Below are 16,843 nucleotides of genomic sequence, written 5' to 3' on the forward strand. Positions count from 1 at the left end.
GCGAGGCGAGCGGCCATAGCGGAGGCGCGCGGAAGCGCCGATGCTTGGCGAGACTACCCCTGCTCGACGCTCGGCTCTTCCTCGCGCACGCTCATTTCATTGCCGCGCCAGACGAAATTATCGACGAACCAGGCGTCGATATACATCGCCGGGAGCATAAGATCGCGCAGCGCAAACAATAGCGGCATGCGCCAGGAGAAATGCCAGCGCGTCGTTAGCGCCAGCAGAGCCTCAGGGACATACCACGCCAGAGCGACGGCGAGGACGATGGCCGGAACGCTCCAATCCATCATGAAGGCGGCATAGGCGGCGGCAAGGCAAGGCAGAGCGGCGCCCGCGAGAATTTCTGGCGCATAAAACAGCGGGAAGGTTTTGCGCCGCATCCGCGCCCAGCGCACCTGCCGCATCCAGACATCGCGGAGCCCGCGATGCCCGAGGGGCTGCTCGAAAGGGCTATCGACCAGATTGACGATTCGGCCTTGCTTGCGCACCAGCTTCGTCGAGGCGGCGTCCTCGGCGATTTCGGCCCCAAGCGCCCGGATGCCGCCGCCGGCCTCCATGACATCGCGCCGCCAGAGCATGTTCTTGCCCTGGGCGAAGCCGCCGCTCAGCGTCTCCCCGGCATATTGCCAGCGCGCCTCGAAGGTGTTGAGAAAGGCGCATTCGAGCTCAGCCCAGAGATTTTGCGGACAAGACCCGAGCGGCATCGAGCAGACGAGCCCGGTCGTTGGACCCCAGCTGGCCAGAAGACGCTGGATATAATCCTTTGGCATCAACACGTTGGCGTCGGCGAGAATGATCCAGTCATGGATCGCCGCGTCCCAGCCCCTGACGCAATTATTGAGCTTTGGGTTCTGGCTGACTTTTTCATCGCCGATAATCAGCCGGGCCGGTATTTTGGGATTGGAGGCGATGAGGCGCTGCACGACCGGCACGACAGGGTCATGCGCTCTGGCGCAGCAGAAAATCACCTCGTAGGCGGGATAGTCGAGCAAAAAGCTCGATCCGAGGGTCTCTTCGCAGAAATTGTCGAGGCCGCAAACCGGGCGGACGAGGCTCACTCCCGCAGCTGGGTTCGGAGGAGGCACGGAATTTTTCGGCGGCCTTGCCCGGACCATCGCAATCCCGATACCAAGGAGATTGAGGGCCGTGAGAACAAAACAGAAGAAGGCCGCCGCATAAATCATCGCCATTCGCGCACTCCCGAGCTAGCCTTCCTTGAGGGGCGGTGAATAAGCTCTATAACCTCAACGCGCTCGCGTTCGAAGTTTTATCGCATGGCGCCAGATCAGGGAAAGTGATGTCGCATCCAATTGTCCGCTTCGCGCCTTCGCCGACTGGGGCCATTCACATCGGCAACGCACGGACGGCGCTGTTAAATTTCCTTCATTCAAGAAAACATCATGGCGAATTCATTCTTCGCTTCGATGACACTGATGTGGAAAGATCGAAAGAAGAGTTCGCTCAGGCGATCGAAGTCGATCTTGCCTGGCTTGGCATTGTCCCCAATGCGGTTTTGCGCCAATCGCAGAGATTTCCGCTTTATCACGCCGCCGCGGCGCGCCTGCGGGCCGCCGGGCGCCTGTATCCATGCTATGAGAGCGCAGACGAGCTCGACCGCAAACGCAAGCGCCAGCAGGCGCGGGGCCTGCCGCCGATTTACGATCGGGCGGCGCTGGAGCTTTCGGCGGAGGACCGGGCGCGGCTGGAGGCGGAAGGACGCAGGCCGCATTGGCGGTTCAAGCTTGACCATATCGTCGTGCGCTGGACCGATCTGGTGCGAGGCGACAGCCATATCGATTCGGCCTCCCTATCGGACCCCGTGCTTGCGCGCGAGGATGGCAGCTATCTTTATACGCTGCCTTCGGTCGTTGACGACATCGACCAGAAAATTACCCTGATCATTCGGGGCGAGGATCATGTCACCAATACGGCGGTGCAAATTCAGCTGTTCGAGGCGCTCGCTGGGCCGGGCTCCGCGCCGGATTTCGCGCACCACAATTTGTTGTCCTCGCTGAGCGGGGAAGGGCTGTCGAAACGCACCGGCGCGTTGTCGATCGGCGGTCTGCGCGATCAGGGCATCGAATCGCTCGCCGTGGCGGCCGCCGCAGTGCTGATCGGCTCCTCGGTGGCGCTGCATCCGATCGCTTCTCTCGATGAACTCGTCGCCAGCGTCGATTTGCAGCAGATTTCCCGGACGCAGACGCGATTTGATCCGGCCGAGCTCGTGAGCCTCTCGGCCCGCACGCTGCACGGTTTTGATTTTGAAGCGGTGCGCGAACGGCTCGCCGTCCTCGATATCGCAGGTTACAAAGCCAAGCCCTTCTGGCTGGCCGTCCGGGGCAATCTGACGACGTTCCTTGACGTCGTGGAGTGGTGGCGCGTCGTCGAAGGCGAGATCGAGGCTGTTCCGGAAGACGCTGATCTCAATGAAGAATTTCTCGCGCACGCCCGCGCGGGGCTGCCCGACGAGCCATGGGACGAGACCACCTGGGGCGCTTGGACCAAGGTGCTGAAGGAGCGCACCGGGCGCAAGGGCAGAGCGCTGTTCCATCCTTTGCGCCTCGCCCTGACGGGGCGCGAAACCGGCCCTGAACTGGCCGCGCTTTTGCCATTGATCGGCAGAATCAGAGCAATGGCCCGACTATCCGAACGCGCCGCTTGACGCCATCTGGGCCGACGACTTCCTGAGTCGGACCAGCGGCTTCAGCCGGCGCGGCTGCGGCGTTGGCCGGATCCTTGGCCGTGGCGGTGGCGGTCGAAACTGCGGGAGGCGGGATCAAATCCCCGCCGGGTTTGACGCGGCTTCGATTATCGGCTTTTGGCGCTGACGGGGCCGAAAGCTCCGCCGATTTTTCCTGCGTCACCAGAATATCGCCTTTACGCTCCTGCCCCAGCGCGCGGTCGGCGCCGCTCAGGGCCTCGACCCAGGATTGCCCCGGCGATTTACAGGTGCAGGCCGGATCGAAGGTTTTCTGGAATTTTAGCGCGTTGGGAAGCTCTGAGTAAGGTGCTCCTTCGAGCGAAACGGCGGTATCGATCTGGTTGCTCGGCGCGCGCGTATAGACGGCGACTGTGGCGTTGGGGCAAAGCGCCTGGCACAAATTGGTCAGTTGATCGGGATCGGCATGATGCGCTGATATATTCAGCGGAAAAAATCCGCCGTCACAGGTGCGCACGCAGACCGCCTGCGAGCCGCCGTGAGCCTTGCCCTCCTCGTCACCTTCCTGCGTATTTCCGGGGGGGACTAGCGAGGGATCCGGCGCCGCATTTTGGGCTGGCCCCGGAATTTGAATGCCAAACAGCGTCTCGAAGAAACCACGCTGGCGAGGCGCCGCCTGAGTCTGGCCGCGACAATAGGCGTTGAGGCGCGCAACGAGATCTGCGCGCGCCGCCGCGCGGTCGCCGGAGCCGCCTCCCGCCTGCAATTGCGCCAGACTGCTCTGCATTTGTTGAATTTGCGCATTGATGCCCGGACAGCGCCCTCCCGCCCCGCCGGAGTAGACGACATCGGCTCGGTCGCAGCCGAGCGAGCGGGCGTAGACAACGGCGCGGTCGAGCTGGGCGCGCTGCTGCCGGATGGCCCCGGCCGAGGCGTTCGAGCGGGACCCCGCGTCATGATCCAGCGCATTGATCTGGGCTTGCAAGCCGGCGCAATCATAGGCCTGCGCCAAAGCCGCGCCATGCGAAAAGGAGAGCGCCAAAGCCGCGAGCGCGGAGGCGAGGCCCGCGCGGAAGTGATTGATCCGTCGTAGGAAGTTGGCGCGAAAGCCGGATGCATGCGTCATGAAAGCCTATCGCACCTCTTGCGCCACCGTGATCGCGGAGGAAATCCGAAGCCTTAACCGCCCGCGTCGATTCGGCAACTGCGCCGATTTGTCGATTTGTCACGCTTTCGTGGTGTTACCAAGACCATCTTGCGCCGAGTTTCAAGCTCGTCGGGCTTTCTCCAACGGGATTATGGCGAGAAAGCGCAAGCCGCCGCGTTAGATCCGCCCGCGGGCGACAAAGTTTGCGTGATGCGGCATCAAATCGGATGTATCGATAGTCAGCGGCGGCCGCATAAGCGTGCGCCCTTGATCCAGAAAAATTGGCGATGTGCGGACGCTTTCAGTTCTTATTGCCGCAGGCGACAAGGAATGCGCCGGGCGCGAGGTCGGTAGGCCGGCCTTCTCCAAGCGTCGCAGGAATGTCTTCCGCACGGCCAAAAGCGCTTGAGGCTTTAAGCCCATGCGCCTCGCACCAGGCGTTCGCGACGATGAGCCCGCAGGCCGATTTCGTCGTCAGGCAGTCCTGAAAACCATAGCCATCGTCCGCCGGGATGACCAGAATGTGAGTTCCGGCGGCTTTAGCCGAGAGGCCGAACGCGAAAACCGCCAGAATGCCGCCAATGAGAAAAAGCACGGCGCGAAAGATTTTGCGGCGCTGATCGAGGACGATCGCATTGAGCGTGTTGGCGGGCATGGAATTCTCGCGCTTGGCTTCAGATGGCGAGCCTATTCTGTCGAAATCGCTTGAAAAATCCGTTAACCGCCGCAAACTAACCGGCCGGCAAGCCGAAAAGCTTGACGTCGGGCTTTTCGCGCGCATATTTACGGCATGACGCGCTTGACCGGCATGGGCCGGACCATCACCTTTGCGGTAATTGCAATTTGCATCGGCTAGCCTTGCCGCTGGCTGGAGCCGTCTTGTCCTCATAAGAGTTCAATCTCGACACCCAAAGCCAGCCAAGGCTCAAGAAGTCAGCAGGCTCGAGGGAAATGTATGTCGTTGCGGCTCTATAATACGCTGACGCGCCGGAAAGAGGTTTTTGAGCCGATCGACCGCTCGAACGTGCGCCTCTATGCCTGCGGCCCGACGGTCTATGATCATCTTCACATCGGCAACGGCCGGATGCTGATCGTCTTCGACCTGCTGTTTCGCGTGCTGCGCCATGTTTATGGCGAGACGCATGTGACATATGTCCGCAATATTACTGATGTCGACGACAAGATAAACGCCCGCGCCGCGGAGCGAGGCGTCGATATACGGGTTCTGACCGACGAGATGACCGCCATCTTTCATGAGGACGCCGCAGCGCTTGGCTGCTTGACGCCGACAGTCGAGCCGCGCGCGACGGACCATGTGCCCGGGATGATCGCGATCATCGAAAGGCTGATCGCCAATGGCAACGCCTATGTCGCGGAAAATCATGTCCTGTTCGATGTTCCGTCGATGCCCGACTATGGCCAGCTCTCGAAGCGGCCGTTGGACGATATGATTGCCGGCGCGCGCGTCGAGGTCGCGCCCTATAAGCGCGGCCCAATGGACTTCGTTTTGTGGAAGCCCTCGTCACCCAATGAACCCGGCTGGCAAAGCCCCTGGGGCCGCGGCAGGCCGGGCTGGCATATCGAGTGCTCCGCGATGAGCCGCGAGTATCTTGGCGAGGTGTTCGACATTCATGGCGGCGGCATCGACCTGGTGTTTCCCCATCACGAAAACGAGGTCGCGCAAACCCGCTGCGCCTTTGGCCATGATGTCATGGCCAATGTCTGGATGCACAACGGCCATTTGCAGGTCGAAGGCGAGAAGATGTCCAAGAGTCTCGGGAATTTCGTGACGATCCGGGACCTTTGGGCAAGCGAGAAATTTGGCGGCCGCGCATGGGATGGCGCTGTCTTGCGGTTCGCCATGCTGCGCACGCATTATCGCCAGCCGATCGACTTTACGGTCAAGGCTTTGGAGGAGGCGAGGCAGACTCTGATCGAATGGCGGAGAGCTTGCAACGGCGTTTTGCGCGAGATGGCGAGCGACGAATTCATCGAGGCTTTGGCCGATGATCTCAATACGCCAAGAGCGATCGCTGAGTTGCACGCCCTGAAGGCGAAACGGCCGGGGGCTCTTCTTGGCGGCTTGGCGTTGATTGGGGTTGATCTTGAGAGTCTCGCTCAGGACACAGTCGTCGCTGAGATGGTCTTATCTTCGGCCGAAATTGAAGCTCTGATCGCCGCGCGTGAAGATGCGCGCAAAAATAAAAACTGGACCGAGTCCGATCGTCTGCGCGACGAACTCGATGCAATGGGCATTGCGCTGAAAGACAATAAGGGCGGCGCGACGAGCTGGGAGGTTAAGCGATGAACGCCACCGCCGCTTTCCCAAAGCCCTCGCTGCGGCCGTATCTTGCCGCTGATTTGCCGCTGCTAGCCGAGATCCGGCTTGCGGCCATCGAGGAATTGACCGTTGAGGATTATGACGAGGCGCAGCGCCGCGCCTGGGCCGATTCCGCCAACGATGAAGAGGGGCTTGGCGAAACGCTCAAGAATGGCTTGAGCATCATCGCGCTGATCGGCGGCGCGCCGGTCGGCTTCATCGTGCTCGCGGACGGCGGCCTGATTGATCAACTCTATATCCATCCGGCTGTCGCGCGCACCGGCGTCGCCAGCGCTTTATGCGAGGCCATAGAAAAGCTCGCGTCGGCGCGAAAGATCGAAAGCCTTGTCGTTGACGCCAGCGACACCGCAAAACCCCTATTCGAGCGACGCGGCTATATCGCCGAACGCCGCAATACGATCGCCGTCGATGACGTGTGGATCGGCAATACGCGGATGAAAAAGAAGCTGTCGCAATGACTAGAGAGCGCATCACACTCTTCGACACGACTTTGCGCGATGGCGCGCAAACCACCGGCGTTGACTTTTCACTCGCCGACAAGCGCCACATCGCGACCTTGCTGGATGGGCTCGGCCTCGATTATATCGAGGGCGGCTATCCAGGCGCCAATCTGACCGACACGGAGCTTTTCGCGAAAAAGCCGACCTTGCATCAGGCCCGTTTAGCCGCCTTCGGAATGATCAAGAGGGCGGGGCGGTCCGTCGAAAATGATCCGGGTCTTGCGAACTTGTTCGAGGCCGACGCCGATGCGATCACCTTCGTCGCCAAGACCTGGGATTATCACGTTCGCGTCGCGCTCGGCGCAACGCTCGAGGAAAATCTCGAGGGGATCGCGAAATCGATCGAAGCGGCTTTGTCGCATCAGCGCGAGGTCATTCTCGACTGCGAACATTTCTTCGATGGGTTCAAAGCCAACCGCGATTATGCGCTGGCCTGCGCCCGCACGGCCTATGCCGCGGGTGCGCGCTGGATCGTGCTATGCGACACCAATGGCGGCACGCTGCCGCATGAGATCGAGCCCATCGTCGCGGCGGTGAGCGCGCATGTGCCCGGCGATCATCTCGGCATTCACGCGCATAACGATACGGAGAACGCAGTCGCCAATTCTCTGGCGGCGGTGCGCGCCGGCGTGCGGCAGATTCAAGGGACGCTGAACGGCCTCGGGGAGCGCTGCGGCAACGCCAATCTCACATCGATCATTCCGACGCTTTTGTTGAAGCCCGCTTACGCGGAGGCTTTTGAGATCGGCGTGCCGCTCGAGAAACTCGCAACGCTCACGAAAGTCAGCCATACGCTGGATGAATTGCTCAATCGCGCGCCGAACCACCATGCGCCCTATGTCGGGGCCTCGGCTTTCGCCACCAAGGCGGGCATTCACGCTTCGGCGGTGATGAAAGAGCCGCAGACTTATGAGCATGTCGCGCCCGAGGCCGTCGGCAACAAGCGCCGCCTTCTGGTGTCGGATCAGGCCGGCAAATCCAATATTCTCGCCGAACTGGAGCGGATCGGCGTCCGCGTCGAAAAAGACGATGATCGTCTGTTGCGGCTTCTCGAAGAGGTCAAGCAAAAAGAGGCGCTGGGCTATGCTTACGAGGGAGCCGAAGCCTCATTTGAATTGCTGGCGCGGCGCGTTCTGGGCGAGGTCCCGAATTATTTCGAGGTTGAGCGTTTTCGCGTCGATGTCGAGCGGCGCCATAATGCGCAGGGCGATCTCGTTTCGGTTTCGGAGGCCATCGTCAAGGTGCGCGTCGATGGCGAGGTCTTGATCTCCGCCGCTGAAGGGAAGGGGCCGGTCAATGCGCTCGATCTCGCCTTGCGCAAGGACCTCGGCCGCTATCAGCGCTTTATCGAGGATCTCGAACTCATCGATTATCGCGTGCGCGTTTTCCAGGGCGGCACGGATGCGGTGACGCGCGTGCTGATCGAATTTCGCGACGCCAGCGGCGAATGTTGGACGACGGTCGGCGTCTCGGCGAATATCATCGACGCCTCGTTCCAGGCGCTGACCGACGCCATCACCTACAAGCTGCTGAAATCCGGCGCGGAGAAAAAGGCGATCTATCTGGTGTCGTAGTGGAACCAGATCGCGTGCGGCTCGCCGTGCGGAGGCGCGGGGAAGGGCGCCGCGCGGCGCACCGCGTTGAGCGCGGCGGCGTCAAGGGAAGGGCTTCCGCTGGCGTGGTAAATCGCCTGATGCGTCAGATTGCCAAGGTCGTCGACGTAGAAGGCGACGATCCCTTCGGCCTGTAGATGGGACGCCTCGAGGCCGGGCGGGAAATGCATCTGGCGCATGATCAAGCCATAGAGAATAGACAGATAACTTGTCTTGGCCGTTCCGCCTCCGACGGGCGAGGGCCTTGCGGCCGATCCGAGGCGATACTCCGGCACGGCGGACAAAGCCGCCAACTGATCCGCCACGCTGGTCTTTTTCGATTTCGTCGTCGGCGCCTTGCTCTCGACCGGCGCTTTCTTTTCGGTTGGCTTCTTGTCCGGCGACGGCGCGGCCTTGTCGAGCGGCTCGGCGTCCGGGTTCGAGTCGGCAAGTTTTGCCGGCGCCTCTTCCTCCGGCGCCTTTATGTCGGCGTCAGGCGTCGTTTCCGGTGGTTTTGGCGGGGCCGGCGTCTGCGCGCTCTGTTCGGTCGGCGGCGCAACGCGCTGCGCCTGCGTCTCTTTGTTGGGCGCCTCGCGTTCTATCGTCTCCTTATTGGCGTCCCTTGGCGCGTCGCGGGCGATTTGCTCGTCTTCCACCATCTTTTGCTTCGGCTGCTTTTGCGGCTGCTGCTGTGGCGGGGGCGGCGGAGGCGGCGGCGGCTCGACCTTCGGCTCGGGAATCTCGGTGACGAGCTCGACGGGGATTTCCTCCGCAGGCGGGCTGAGGTTGGTTGTCTCCGTTATCAACACAATCGCCAGCAGAACGGCGTGGGCGAGAAAACATGCAGCCAGAATGCCGATGAATCGCCGACGAGCCGCTTTCGATGGATCGGGCGGCGGGATCAGGCGCTCGGCGTTTTCTGCCTTCATGGCCGTATCGGAGATCAAATAGGCATAAGTCACAATGTCTCGCGATCACAAAGCGGCGTCGCTGTCAACAAGCCATGAAGTCAGACGCTTTACAATCGCGGATCTACGGTCTCTTTGCGGACGCCCAAAAGCTCAGCCTCGGCCGCCGCAGCTTGGATCATCGGCAGAATATCTTCGATTTTCTCGGCTACAAGGTAGCGAATTTCGAATGAAGGCCGAATAAAGCGCCGCTCGCGCATATGGGCGAAAAGATTGAGCAAAGGCTGCCAAAAACCGCCAATATCGGCGATCACCACCGGTTTGGTGTGACGCTCAAGCTGGACCCAGGTCAGTTGCTCGACCATCTCTTCCAAGGTGCCGATGCCGCCCGGCAGCGCGACAAAAGCGTCGGCCCGCTCAAACATCAGGCGTTTGCGCGTATGCATATCCGGGACGACGATGCACTCTTGAATATCCGGCAGAGGCTTGTCTTTGCGCAGCAAAAAGTCCGGGATGATCCCGGTGACCTCGCCGCCGGCCGCGTGCGCCGCGCGGGCGATCGCCCCCATGAGGCCGTTGCATCCGCCGCCATAGATAAGCCCGATGCCGGCCTTCGCCATGATTTTGCCAAAGCTCGCCGCCGCCGCTTCATAAATGGGGTCCTCGCCTTGGGCGGAGCCGCAATAGACGCAAATATTTCGGATGCGGCGAGGGGCCTCCTCGACGTCTGTGTGTTCAAAAGACATGGCTTCGTTGTTACCCGTCGCCCATAATGGGTCAAGAGGAGCGCTCGAAATCGGCGCATTTCGCTCCGTTTTGGGCGCGCGCAAATAATTTTAAAGCATGATTGCGAAAACCTCGCGCAATTTCTGAATGAAAGCATGGTTGATTCAATTTGAAGCGGCGATGGTCTAAAATCGATTTGACGCACTAAGCGAGGCGAATCGGTCGGCTTTGCTAATGCCGCCGCTTTGGGGATGGGAGGGCTAGTCTGTGGCGCGCCAAAAAGCCATTGCGCTTCCGCTTGGCCTCCTCTGCGCGCTGTTTCTGCTGATTGGCAGCGGGTTTTGGCCGCTCTTGCCTCCGGCCGAGGCGGAAAAGAAAACGGAGCTCATCGAGGCTCCCGACCTCATAACTGCGCCGCTGGAGCTTCACGCCGCCGCGCCGCCGATCTCGTCGTCGCCCGAAACTTTAAGCCAGCCAGAGCCGGTGGCGCAGCCGAGCATCGTCGCCGTTGACCTTGCGCCAGCGGAGGCGGCGGCTCCCGAGAGCGCAAAGAACGCCGCGCCAGCTACGATGACGGTGGTCCAGCCCGGCGACAATCTTTGGCGCATCAGCCGCCGATTCTTCGGGAAAGGGGGAAGCTATTCGCAGCTTTACCGGTCCAATCCATCGCTCGAGCGCGATCCGCAGAAAATCTATCCGGGACAAGTCATCCTCGTGCCAAAAGACCATGATTAGCGGCGTTGAGGAACGCAGAAGCATCCTTCAGGAATGACGGCCGCCGTTTATGGCCGACAGCGGTAACGGTTCGGTGAAGTCCTGGTTTTGAGCGGGAGGATTCTCCCGACCCGGCTATGCGTTCGGCAGGCGCGCCCTTATATAAGGCGAAGCCGCGCCCCTTGAGGCCGCCTCTCCCAGTCGTCTTGAACGGCGTCAGTTTTCCCAGCGATGGAGTGAGATGTCACGCCGTTTTCCTATTGATTCTTCAATGCGAGCCGTCAAACCTCCGGTCAAAGCGCAATTCGGCGCGATGATGCGCCGGTTGTGGCCTTATATCTGGCCATCCGATCGCCCTGATCTGAAGAAGCGCATTTACGCCTCCATCGCCCTTTTGCTCGCGGCGAAGCTGATCACTATTGCGGTTCCCTATTCATTCAAATGGGCGACCGACTCGCTCGTCGATCCTGCGCGCGTCCCTGTCGCCGCGTTCATTGCGACGCCTCTCGTCTTGACGCTTCTATATGGCGTTCTGCGCGTCGCCATGGCGCTGTTGACGCAGGTCCGCGACGCCGTTTTCGCCGATGTCGCGATGCACGCCGTGCGGCGTCTGGCGAGCGATGTCTTCGCCCATCTGCATCTGTTGTCGCTGCGCTTCCACCTTGAGCGGAAGACCGGGGGCCTCACCCGGGTGCTCGAGCGCGGCCGCAATTCGATCGAGACGATCGTGCGCACGACGATGTTGACGGCGGTCCCGACAATCGTTGAATTCTGTCTGATCCTCGCCGTCTTTTTCGTCCAGTTCGATTGGCGCTACGTCGCTTTGGTGGCGACGATGATCGCCGCCTATATGGCGTTCACTTTGACAGCGACCAATTGGCGGATCGGCATTCGCCGCGCCATGAACGAAAGCGACACCGACGCAAACACCAAGGCGATCGACAGCCTGCTCAATTTCGAGACGGTGAAATATTTCAACGCCGAGGAGCGCGAGAAACAGCGTTATGACGTCTCGATCGCGCGCTATGAGCGGATGAGCGTCAAGACCTATACTTCGCTGGCTTGGCTCAATGCCGGGCAGGCGGTTATTTTCACTTTGGGTCTGACCGGCGTGATGATGTTGAGCATCGCCGGAGTGAAGAACGGCACCAATACGATCGGCGATTTCGTGTTGGTCAATGCGATGATGATTCAGCTCTATCAACCGCTGAACTTCATGGGCATGGTCTACCGCGACCTCAGACAATCGACGATCGATATCGAGATGATGTTCGATATCATGGCGCAAAATCCGGAGGTCGAAGATCGGCCGGGCGCAAAGCCGCTTGTCGCGGCCAAAGGCGCGATCCGCTTCGAGAATGTCTTCTTTCACTATGATGCGCGGCGACCAATTCTCAAGGGCGTGACGTTTGAGATCCCTGCTGGCAAGACGGTGGCGATCGTCGGGGCCTCGGGGGCGGGCAAATCCACAATCGCGCGTCTGATCTTCCGCTTTTACGAGCCCTCGTCCGGCCGCATCAGCATAGATGGACAGGACATCGCCATGGTGACGCAAACATCGTTGCGCGACGCGATCGGCATTGTTCCGCAGGATACCGTTCTGTTCAACGACTCCGTCGCCTACAATATCCGCTATGGCCGCTTCGACGCCAGCGAGGCGGAGGTCAAGGATGCGGCGAGATCGGCGCAGATCGATCGATTCATTGAGCAGACGCCGGGCGGCTATGACGCGCAGGTTGGAGAGCGCGGGCTGAAGCTTTCCGGCGGCGAAAAGCAACGCGTTGCGATAGCGCGCACGATTTTGAAAGGGCCGCCGATTCTCATTCTCGATGAGGCGACGTCCGCACTCGATTCGTTTACGGAGCGCGAGATCCAGAATGCTCTCGATCGCGTCGCCAAAGGCCGCACGACTTTGGTTATCGCGCATCGACTCGCAACTGTCGTCAACGCCGACGAGATCATCGTGCTCGACAAGGGCATGATCATTGAGCGCGGCTCGCATGACGAGTTGCTTGCGCGCGGCGGCCCCTATGCCGCCATGTGGGGTCGCCAATATGAAATCAGCCGCGCCGAAGAAACTTTGCGCCGCGCCGCGTTCGAGGAGGGCGGTCGGCTCACCATCAAGTTCGAGCCCGCAGATGGCGAAGAGCAATCGGACGAAGGACTGCTTGAGGCGGACGAGAGCGAGGATAGCGGCGCTCAAGGCCAATCCCAAAAGGATGCCGCGAGCGTCTGAGCGTCCGTTCAGGCGCTCAAAGTCGCGCCGGCCTGTCCCATCGGATGGCGCAAAGTCTCCAAATAGTCTCGCTGAGTCGAGGAGCTTTTTGATTTCGCCTTCCGATGTGCGAAAATCCAGCCGAGGCGGGCGCAACGCAAGATTGCGCGAAACGGGAAGCTCCATGTCGATCATCGATTCAATCCGCAGGCAGGTCACGCCCATCCATCCGGAGGGCTATATTTTTATCGCTTTTTTCGCTGTCGCGGCTCTCATTCTTGGCTCGTTTTATAGCCCGCTCGGCTGGATCGGCGGGATCGCGACGGCGTGGTGCGCGTATTTCTTCCGGGATCCCGTAAGGCAAACGCCGCTCGACGATGGGCTGGTGGTCTCCCCCGCCGATGGCATCATATCCTCGGTCGGCTACTACATACCGCCGCCCGAACTTGGCCTCGGCGTCGAGCCGATGCAGCGCATTTCCGTTTTCATGTCGGTCTTCGACTGCCACGTCAATCGCGCGCCGGTGAACGGCCGAGTGACGAAGATCGCATATAAGCCGGGCATTTTTCTCAACGCCGATCTCGACAAGGCGAGCGAAGACAATGAACGCAACGGAATTGTGATCGATACCGCCGGCGGCCGCTTCGGCGTCGTGCAGATCGCCGGGCTGATCGCGCGCCGCATCGTCTGTTTTGTGCGCCAGGGCGAAATTGTGGGGGTGGGCGACCGCCTCGGCTTGATCCGGTTCGGCTCGCGCGTCGATGTCTATTTGCCAGGGGCCGCGCGGTCGCTCGTAACGATCGGCTCCAAAGCGGTTGCAGGGGAGACCGTCCTCGCGGAATTGGGCGCCAACGGCCCGCGGCGCATGTTCAAATCGAGCTAGAGCAGAATAGGGCTATGGCGGGAAGTTTAATATCGCCGACTGTCATTTCCTCGCGCGTTGTTGAGCGCCGTTATGGTGTGGCCGCGCGGCGGACCCCACCTTAGCTGCAACCACAGCAGCAACAGCCCGAACATCGGAACGATGAGGTCGGTATAGAAGATCACGCCTGCATTGCCGGGCGCGAAATCGTGAGCGGTCGCCATCTGACGGACGTGGCCGGCCGCGGCGCCGAGCGTGAAGATGCTGAAGCCGGTCACCGCCGCAAGGCGGAGGTCGAAGCCTCTGAACGCGGCGAGGAATCCGATCACCGAAAAGCCAAGGCTGGCCACGCCGACTTCATACTGGAAGGGGCTGTCCGCCCAGCCGATGAATTCCGCCGCCATCCGCCCGAAAAAGACGTGCACTATGAAATTGTAGAAGTAGCCGACGCCAATTGAGAAGAAAATAAACCATGAGAGCAGCTTCTCAATGAACATGGCGCCGCTGACGGGTCTCGGCGACCGAGCGATCGCGATGATTGAAAAGATTAGCCCGATGACCAAGAAGGTCACAGTGAAATTCGAGAGAATGAAGGTTATGGTCGCCGTGATCGTGCTGGCCATGGAATGCCCGTCCGCCGTTAGGCGACAAAGAATGGCGCCTGCGCGCTCTTGCGTCCGATAACCCCGCGCCAAAACCCACTATAGGCGATTCTCCGCGCCTGCGCAGCCCGGATGGCGGAGACGATGCCGTCTGCGGAAAATTCCTGAGCTCAGACCTCATTGCTTGCCGGCGATCGCCCCGCGATCGCTTGAATGGCCTCGCCCGAGATCAAACTCACTCCGGAAACGCCTAAATTCCGGCGAACGCGGGCCGAAGATCAGAGCCCCCACAGCGCCGTGCGGGCGGCGCCCTTCAATCGAGCTCCCGCGCGCTCATTGCTGTTGCGTCCGGGCGGTCCAGTCGGTAAAACAAAAACCAAGCGCTTTCATCTGTTTGGCCGATAGCAGAGCCTCGGTTCAATGGTCCAACGCGATCGCGAAAACGAGAAATGGTCAATCGGACAGCGCCCCGCGCAAGACCAAAACGGTTGGGCGGAGACCCTGTCGGTTTTCATTGTGAGACCTATTGCACGATCAGGCGTCCGTTTCGGATGCATAGATCAACCGAACGTTTGGATTGCGGATGGCGGCGCCTCTTTTTGCGGATTATCTCGTTGAGCGCCGGCTTCTGCGGCGGCGGTTGTCGTTCTGGCGGGTCGCGGCTTTCGCCATCGCGGCGCTTGCGATTTTAATCCTCGGCTTGCGCCTCTTTGGCGCTGGCGAGCCTTTGGACTTTGAGCCCCATATCGCGCGGCTCTCGATTGAAGGCTTTATTTCAGGCGATCGCGAGACTCTGAAGCTGATCTCGAAAATCGAGAAGTCGAACGCCGCCGCGGTTCTGGTCTCGATCGACAGCCCGGGCGGCACGACTTCGGGCGCTGAGCGGCTTTACGATGCGATCCGCCGCCTTTCCGCGAAAAAGCCTACGGTCGCCGTCGTCGGCAATTTGGCTGCTTCCGGTGGGTATATCGCGGCTCTCGGGGCTGATCAGATCGTCGCGCAAGGAAATTCTTTGGTCGGCTCAATTGGCGTTCTGGTCGAATATCCAAACTTCACCAAATTGCTCGATACGATCGGCGTCACGGTGGAGGACGTCAAATCCGCGCCGCTGAAGGCCTCGCCAAATGGCTTCGAGCCGACAACGCCAGAAGCTCGGGCCGCGCTCGCTTCTCTCGTCAATGATAGTTTCGCGTGGTTCAAATCGCTGGTGAAGCAACGTCGCGACCTGACCGACCCGCAGCTCGAGGCTGTGGACGACGGCCGGGTGTTCACTGGCCGGCAGGGCCTTGATCTGCATCTCGTCGATCGTCTCGGCGGCGAACGCGAGGCGATTGCTTGGTTGGAGCAGGAAAAGTCCGTTCCCAAAGGCCTTAAGGTCCGCGATTGGGAACAGTCGAGGTCGCTCGAGCGGCTCGGGATTTTGAACTTTGCGGCGCGCGGCGCCCAATTCCTTCATCTTGATGGATTGAGCCGTTTGCTCGAACAAGGTGACCAATTTACACAAGGGAGCGCGCTTGACGGTCTGGTGTCGATTTGGCAGATTGACAGCTCAAAGTGAGCTTGGCGAACCCTGACGCGGTTGTTCGCACTAGAATTGATCGAGCCCCTAACTATTTGATTTGACGCGCGATCTTTTTTAAAGATTTTGCATATCAGTGACAATATCGTTTCATTGGATAAAGCGAACGATCGGATCCTGAAAGTCTGCAACTTTTCAGGCATGGTCGTGAATATGATCGCTACAAGTTGAATCGATCATGATCATTGTGTTTATATGTTTGTTTCAATGCATGATTTTATCCGAAGAATTGCAACTGTTCGGGATTATGCTTTAGAGTTCTTTTGAAGCAGATGCTTCTTTCGTGGGCGGGGCGAATGATCAAATCCGAGCTCGTGCAGCGCATTGCCGATCGAAATCCGCATCTCTATTTGCGTGACGTCGAGAAGATCGTCAACGCGATCCTTGATGAGATCACCAACGCGCTGGCGCGCGGCGATCGGGTGGAACTGCGCGGATTTGGGGCCTTTTCGGTCAAGCACCGGGATGCAAGGGTTGGGCGCAATCCGAGAACCGGCGCGCATGTTTCGGTCGATGAAAAGGCGGTTCCCTTTTTCAAAACGGGCAAGGAAATGCGCGAGCGCCTTAACGATGGCTATGGCGACTGACGCCCGGCCGCAGCCGCTTCTGGCCTCGATCGAACAAGGCGCATTTCAATCTTTCTGGCGGGCCTGAATGAAAACATTCTTGAAGCTGCTCTTTCTCATCCCCATCATTGTAGTCGCAGGCGCGGCGGCTCTCGCTAACCGCCAGCTGGTGACGATATTTTTTGATCCTTTCCCCGATAGCAGCGCGTCGGGTCCGCAGATCGAGGCTCCATTATTCCTCGTCTTGTTCGCGGCCTTGATGATTGGCGTTTTCATTGGAGGCGTCGCCACCTGGATTGAACAAGGGAAAAATCGTCGCGACGCGCGCAGAACCAGAGCCGAACTCAGACGTTTGTCTGCGGAGCGCGCCCGGCTCGGCTTGCAGCCGTCGAGCGGAAATCGCACAAACGGTTAGTTGCGCGGCTGCGG

General features: G+C 60.1%; 16 protein-coding genes. 10 read left to right on the forward strand and 6 right to left on the reverse strand.

What is annotated here, in order from left to right; translation table 11 throughout:
• Positions 1–53: 53 nt before the first annotated feature.
• A complete protein-coding gene (locus WDN46_09930; protein MEJ0093738.1) occupies positions 54–1,193 on the reverse strand; it encodes a ceramide glucosyltransferase in 1,140 nt (379 codons plus the stop codon).
• 107 nt (positions 1,194–1,300) lie between these two features.
• Between WDN46_09930 and gltX the strand changes: the two genes are divergently transcribed.
• A complete protein-coding gene (gene gltX / locus WDN46_09935) occupies positions 1,301–2,665 on the forward strand; it encodes a glutamate--tRNA ligase (protein ID MEJ0093739.1) in 1,365 nt (454 codons plus the stop codon).
• On the opposite strand, the gene WDN46_09940 is transcribed toward gltX, so the two are convergent.
• Together WDN46_09940 and WDN46_09945 are read right to left on the reverse strand one after the other, a co-directional pair.
• Positions 2,628–3,788: a DUF2865 domain-containing protein gene (locus WDN46_09940; GenBank protein ID MEJ0093740.1), complete on the reverse strand. Its 1,161-nt coding sequence runs from the start codon at positions 3,786–3,788 to the stop codon at positions 2,628–2,630. The genes gltX and WDN46_09940 overlap by 38 nt on opposite strands.
• 322 nt (positions 3,789–4,110) lie before the next feature.
• Positions 4,111–4,464 (reverse strand): hypothetical protein, encoded by a 354-nt coding sequence (locus WDN46_09945; GenBank protein ID MEJ0093741.1) that lies wholly within the window; start codon positions 4,462–4,464, stop codon positions 4,111–4,113.
• Between the two features lie 300 nt (positions 4,465–4,764).
• On the opposite strand from WDN46_09945, the gene cysS reads away from it, so the two are divergent.
• The 3 genes from cysS to cimA are packed head-to-tail and all read left to right on the forward strand — an operon-like array spanning position 4,765 to position 8,224.
• Positions 4,765–6,117, forward strand: coding sequence for a cysteine--tRNA ligase (gene cysS, locus WDN46_09950; GenBank protein MEJ0093742.1), 1,353 nt, complete (start codon positions 4,765–4,767; stop codon positions 6,115–6,117).
• Positions 6,114–6,608 carry a GNAT family N-acetyltransferase gene (locus WDN46_09955; GenBank protein MEJ0093743.1) on the forward strand — a complete coding sequence of 165 codons (495 nt, stop codon included), beginning with the start codon at positions 6,114–6,116 and terminating at the stop codon, positions 6,606–6,608. The genes cysS and WDN46_09955 overlap by 4 nt, the downstream gene beginning before the upstream one ends.
• Complete coding sequence (cimA, locus tag WDN46_09960; GenBank protein ID MEJ0093744.1) at positions 6,605–8,224, forward strand: citramalate synthase; 1,620 nt, start codon at positions 6,605–6,607, stop codon at positions 8,222–8,224. Before WDN46_09955 ends, cimA begins: the two co-directional genes overlap by 4 nt.
• Here the strand turns inward: cimA and WDN46_09965 are convergent.
• Together WDN46_09965 and WDN46_09970 are read right to left on the reverse strand one after the other, a co-directional pair.
• Positions 8,209–9,204: an energy transducer TonB gene (locus WDN46_09965; protein ID MEJ0093745.1), complete on the reverse strand. Its 996-nt coding sequence runs from the start codon at positions 9,202–9,204 to the stop codon at positions 8,209–8,211. The two genes, cimA and WDN46_09965, sit on opposite strands and share 16 nt — an antisense overlap.
• A 56-nt stretch (positions 9,205–9,260) precedes the next feature.
• A complete protein-coding gene (locus WDN46_09970) occupies positions 9,261–9,896 on the reverse strand; it encodes a TIGR00730 family Rossman fold protein (GenBank protein MEJ0093746.1) in 636 nt (211 codons plus the stop codon).
• Positions 9,897–10,143: 247 nt separating this feature from the next.
• Between WDN46_09970 and WDN46_09975 the strand changes: the two genes are divergently transcribed.
• From WDN46_09975 to WDN46_09985, 3 genes are all read left to right on the forward strand, one after another.
• Positions 10,144–10,611: a LysM peptidoglycan-binding domain-containing protein gene (locus WDN46_09975; GenBank protein ID MEJ0093747.1), complete on the forward strand. Its 468-nt coding sequence runs from the start codon at positions 10,144–10,146 to the stop codon at positions 10,609–10,611.
• A gap of 250 nt (positions 10,612–10,861) precedes the next feature.
• Entirely contained in the window at positions 10,862–12,826 is a 1,965-nt protein-coding gene (locus WDN46_09980; protein MEJ0093748.1) for an ABC transporter ATP-binding protein/permease, read from the forward strand.
• Positions 12,810–13,688 carry a phosphatidylserine decarboxylase gene (locus tag WDN46_09985; GenBank protein ID MEJ0093749.1) on the forward strand — a complete coding sequence of 293 codons (879 nt, stop codon included), beginning with the start codon at positions 12,810–12,812 and terminating at the stop codon, positions 13,686–13,688. Before WDN46_09980 ends, WDN46_09985 begins: the two co-directional genes overlap by 17 nt.
• A 26-nt stretch (positions 13,689–13,714) precedes the next feature.
• On the opposite strand, the gene WDN46_09990 is transcribed toward WDN46_09985, so the two are convergent.
• Positions 13,715–14,290, reverse strand: coding sequence for a DUF6790 family protein (locus tag WDN46_09990; GenBank protein MEJ0093750.1), 576 nt, complete (start codon positions 14,288–14,290; stop codon positions 13,715–13,717).
• A gap of 562 nt (positions 14,291–14,852) precedes the next feature.
• On the opposite strand from WDN46_09990, the gene sppA reads away from it, so the two are divergent.
• From sppA to WDN46_10005, 3 genes are all read left to right on the forward strand, one after another.
• The gene (gene sppA, locus WDN46_09995; protein MEJ0093751.1) at positions 14,853–15,827 is read left to right on the forward strand and encodes a signal peptide peptidase SppA; all 975 of its coding nucleotides are present in this window, start codon (positions 14,853–14,855) and stop codon (positions 15,825–15,827) included.
• 317 nt (positions 15,828–16,144) lie between these two features.
• Positions 16,145–16,435 (forward strand): integration host factor subunit beta, encoded by a 291-nt coding sequence (locus tag WDN46_10000; protein ID MEJ0093752.1) that lies wholly within the window; start codon positions 16,145–16,147, stop codon positions 16,433–16,435.
• A gap of 67 nt (positions 16,436–16,502) precedes the next feature.
• Positions 16,503–16,829 carry a LapA family protein gene (locus tag WDN46_10005; GenBank protein MEJ0093753.1) on the forward strand — a complete coding sequence of 109 codons (327 nt, stop codon included), beginning with the start codon at positions 16,503–16,505 and terminating at the stop codon, positions 16,827–16,829.
• Positions 16,830–16,843: the final 14 nt, after the last annotated feature.

The sequence above is a fragment of the Methylocella sp. genome (assembly GCA_037200525.1).
GTDB lineage: Bacteria > Pseudomonadota > Alphaproteobacteria > Rhizobiales > Beijerinckiaceae > Methylocapsa.

Excerpts from the sequence above, each read along its gene's own strand:
- WDN46_09930 (MEJ0093738.1), bottom strand. The coding sequence starts at position 1,193 with ATGGCGATGATTTATGCGGCGGCCTTCTTCTGTTTTGTTCTCACGGCC.
- gltX (MEJ0093739.1), top strand. The coding sequence starts at position 1,301 with ATGTCGCATCCAATTGTCCGCTTCGCGCCTTCGCCGACTGGGGCCATT.
- WDN46_09940 (MEJ0093740.1), bottom strand. The coding sequence starts at position 3,788 with ATGACGCATGCATCCGGCTTTCGCGCCAACTTCCTACGACGGATCAAT.
- WDN46_09945 (MEJ0093741.1), bottom strand. The coding sequence starts at position 4,464 with ATGCCCGCCAACACGCTCAATGCGATCGTCCTCGATCAGCGCCGCAAA.
- cysS (MEJ0093742.1), top strand. The coding sequence starts at position 4,765 with ATGTCGTTGCGGCTCTATAATACGCTGACGCGCCGGAAAGAGGTTTTT.
- WDN46_09955 (MEJ0093743.1), top strand. The coding sequence starts at position 6,114 with ATGAACGCCACCGCCGCTTTCCCAAAGCCCTCGCTGCGGCCGTATCTT.
- cimA (MEJ0093744.1), top strand. The coding sequence starts at position 6,605 with ATGACTAGAGAGCGCATCACACTCTTCGACACGACTTTGCGCGATGGC.
- WDN46_09970 (MEJ0093746.1), bottom strand. The coding sequence starts at position 9,896 with ATGTCTTTTGAACACACAGACGTCGAGGAGGCCCCTCGCCGCATCCGA.
- WDN46_09980 (MEJ0093748.1), top strand. The coding sequence starts at position 10,862 with ATGCGAGCCGTCAAACCTCCGGTCAAAGCGCAATTCGGCGCGATGATG.
- WDN46_09985 (MEJ0093749.1), top strand. The coding sequence starts at position 12,810 with ATGCCGCGAGCGTCTGAGCGTCCGTTCAGGCGCTCAAAGTCGCGCCGG.
- WDN46_09990 (MEJ0093750.1), bottom strand. The coding sequence starts at position 14,290 with ATGGCCAGCACGATCACGGCGACCATAACCTTCATTCTCTCGAATTTC.
- sppA (MEJ0093751.1), top strand. The coding sequence starts at position 14,853 with ATGGCGGCGCCTCTTTTTGCGGATTATCTCGTTGAGCGCCGGCTTCTG.
- WDN46_10000 (MEJ0093752.1), top strand. The coding sequence starts at position 16,145 with ATGATCAAATCCGAGCTCGTGCAGCGCATTGCCGATCGAAATCCGCAT.
- WDN46_10005 (MEJ0093753.1), top strand. The coding sequence starts at position 16,503 with ATGAAAACATTCTTGAAGCTGCTCTTTCTCATCCCCATCATTGTAGTC.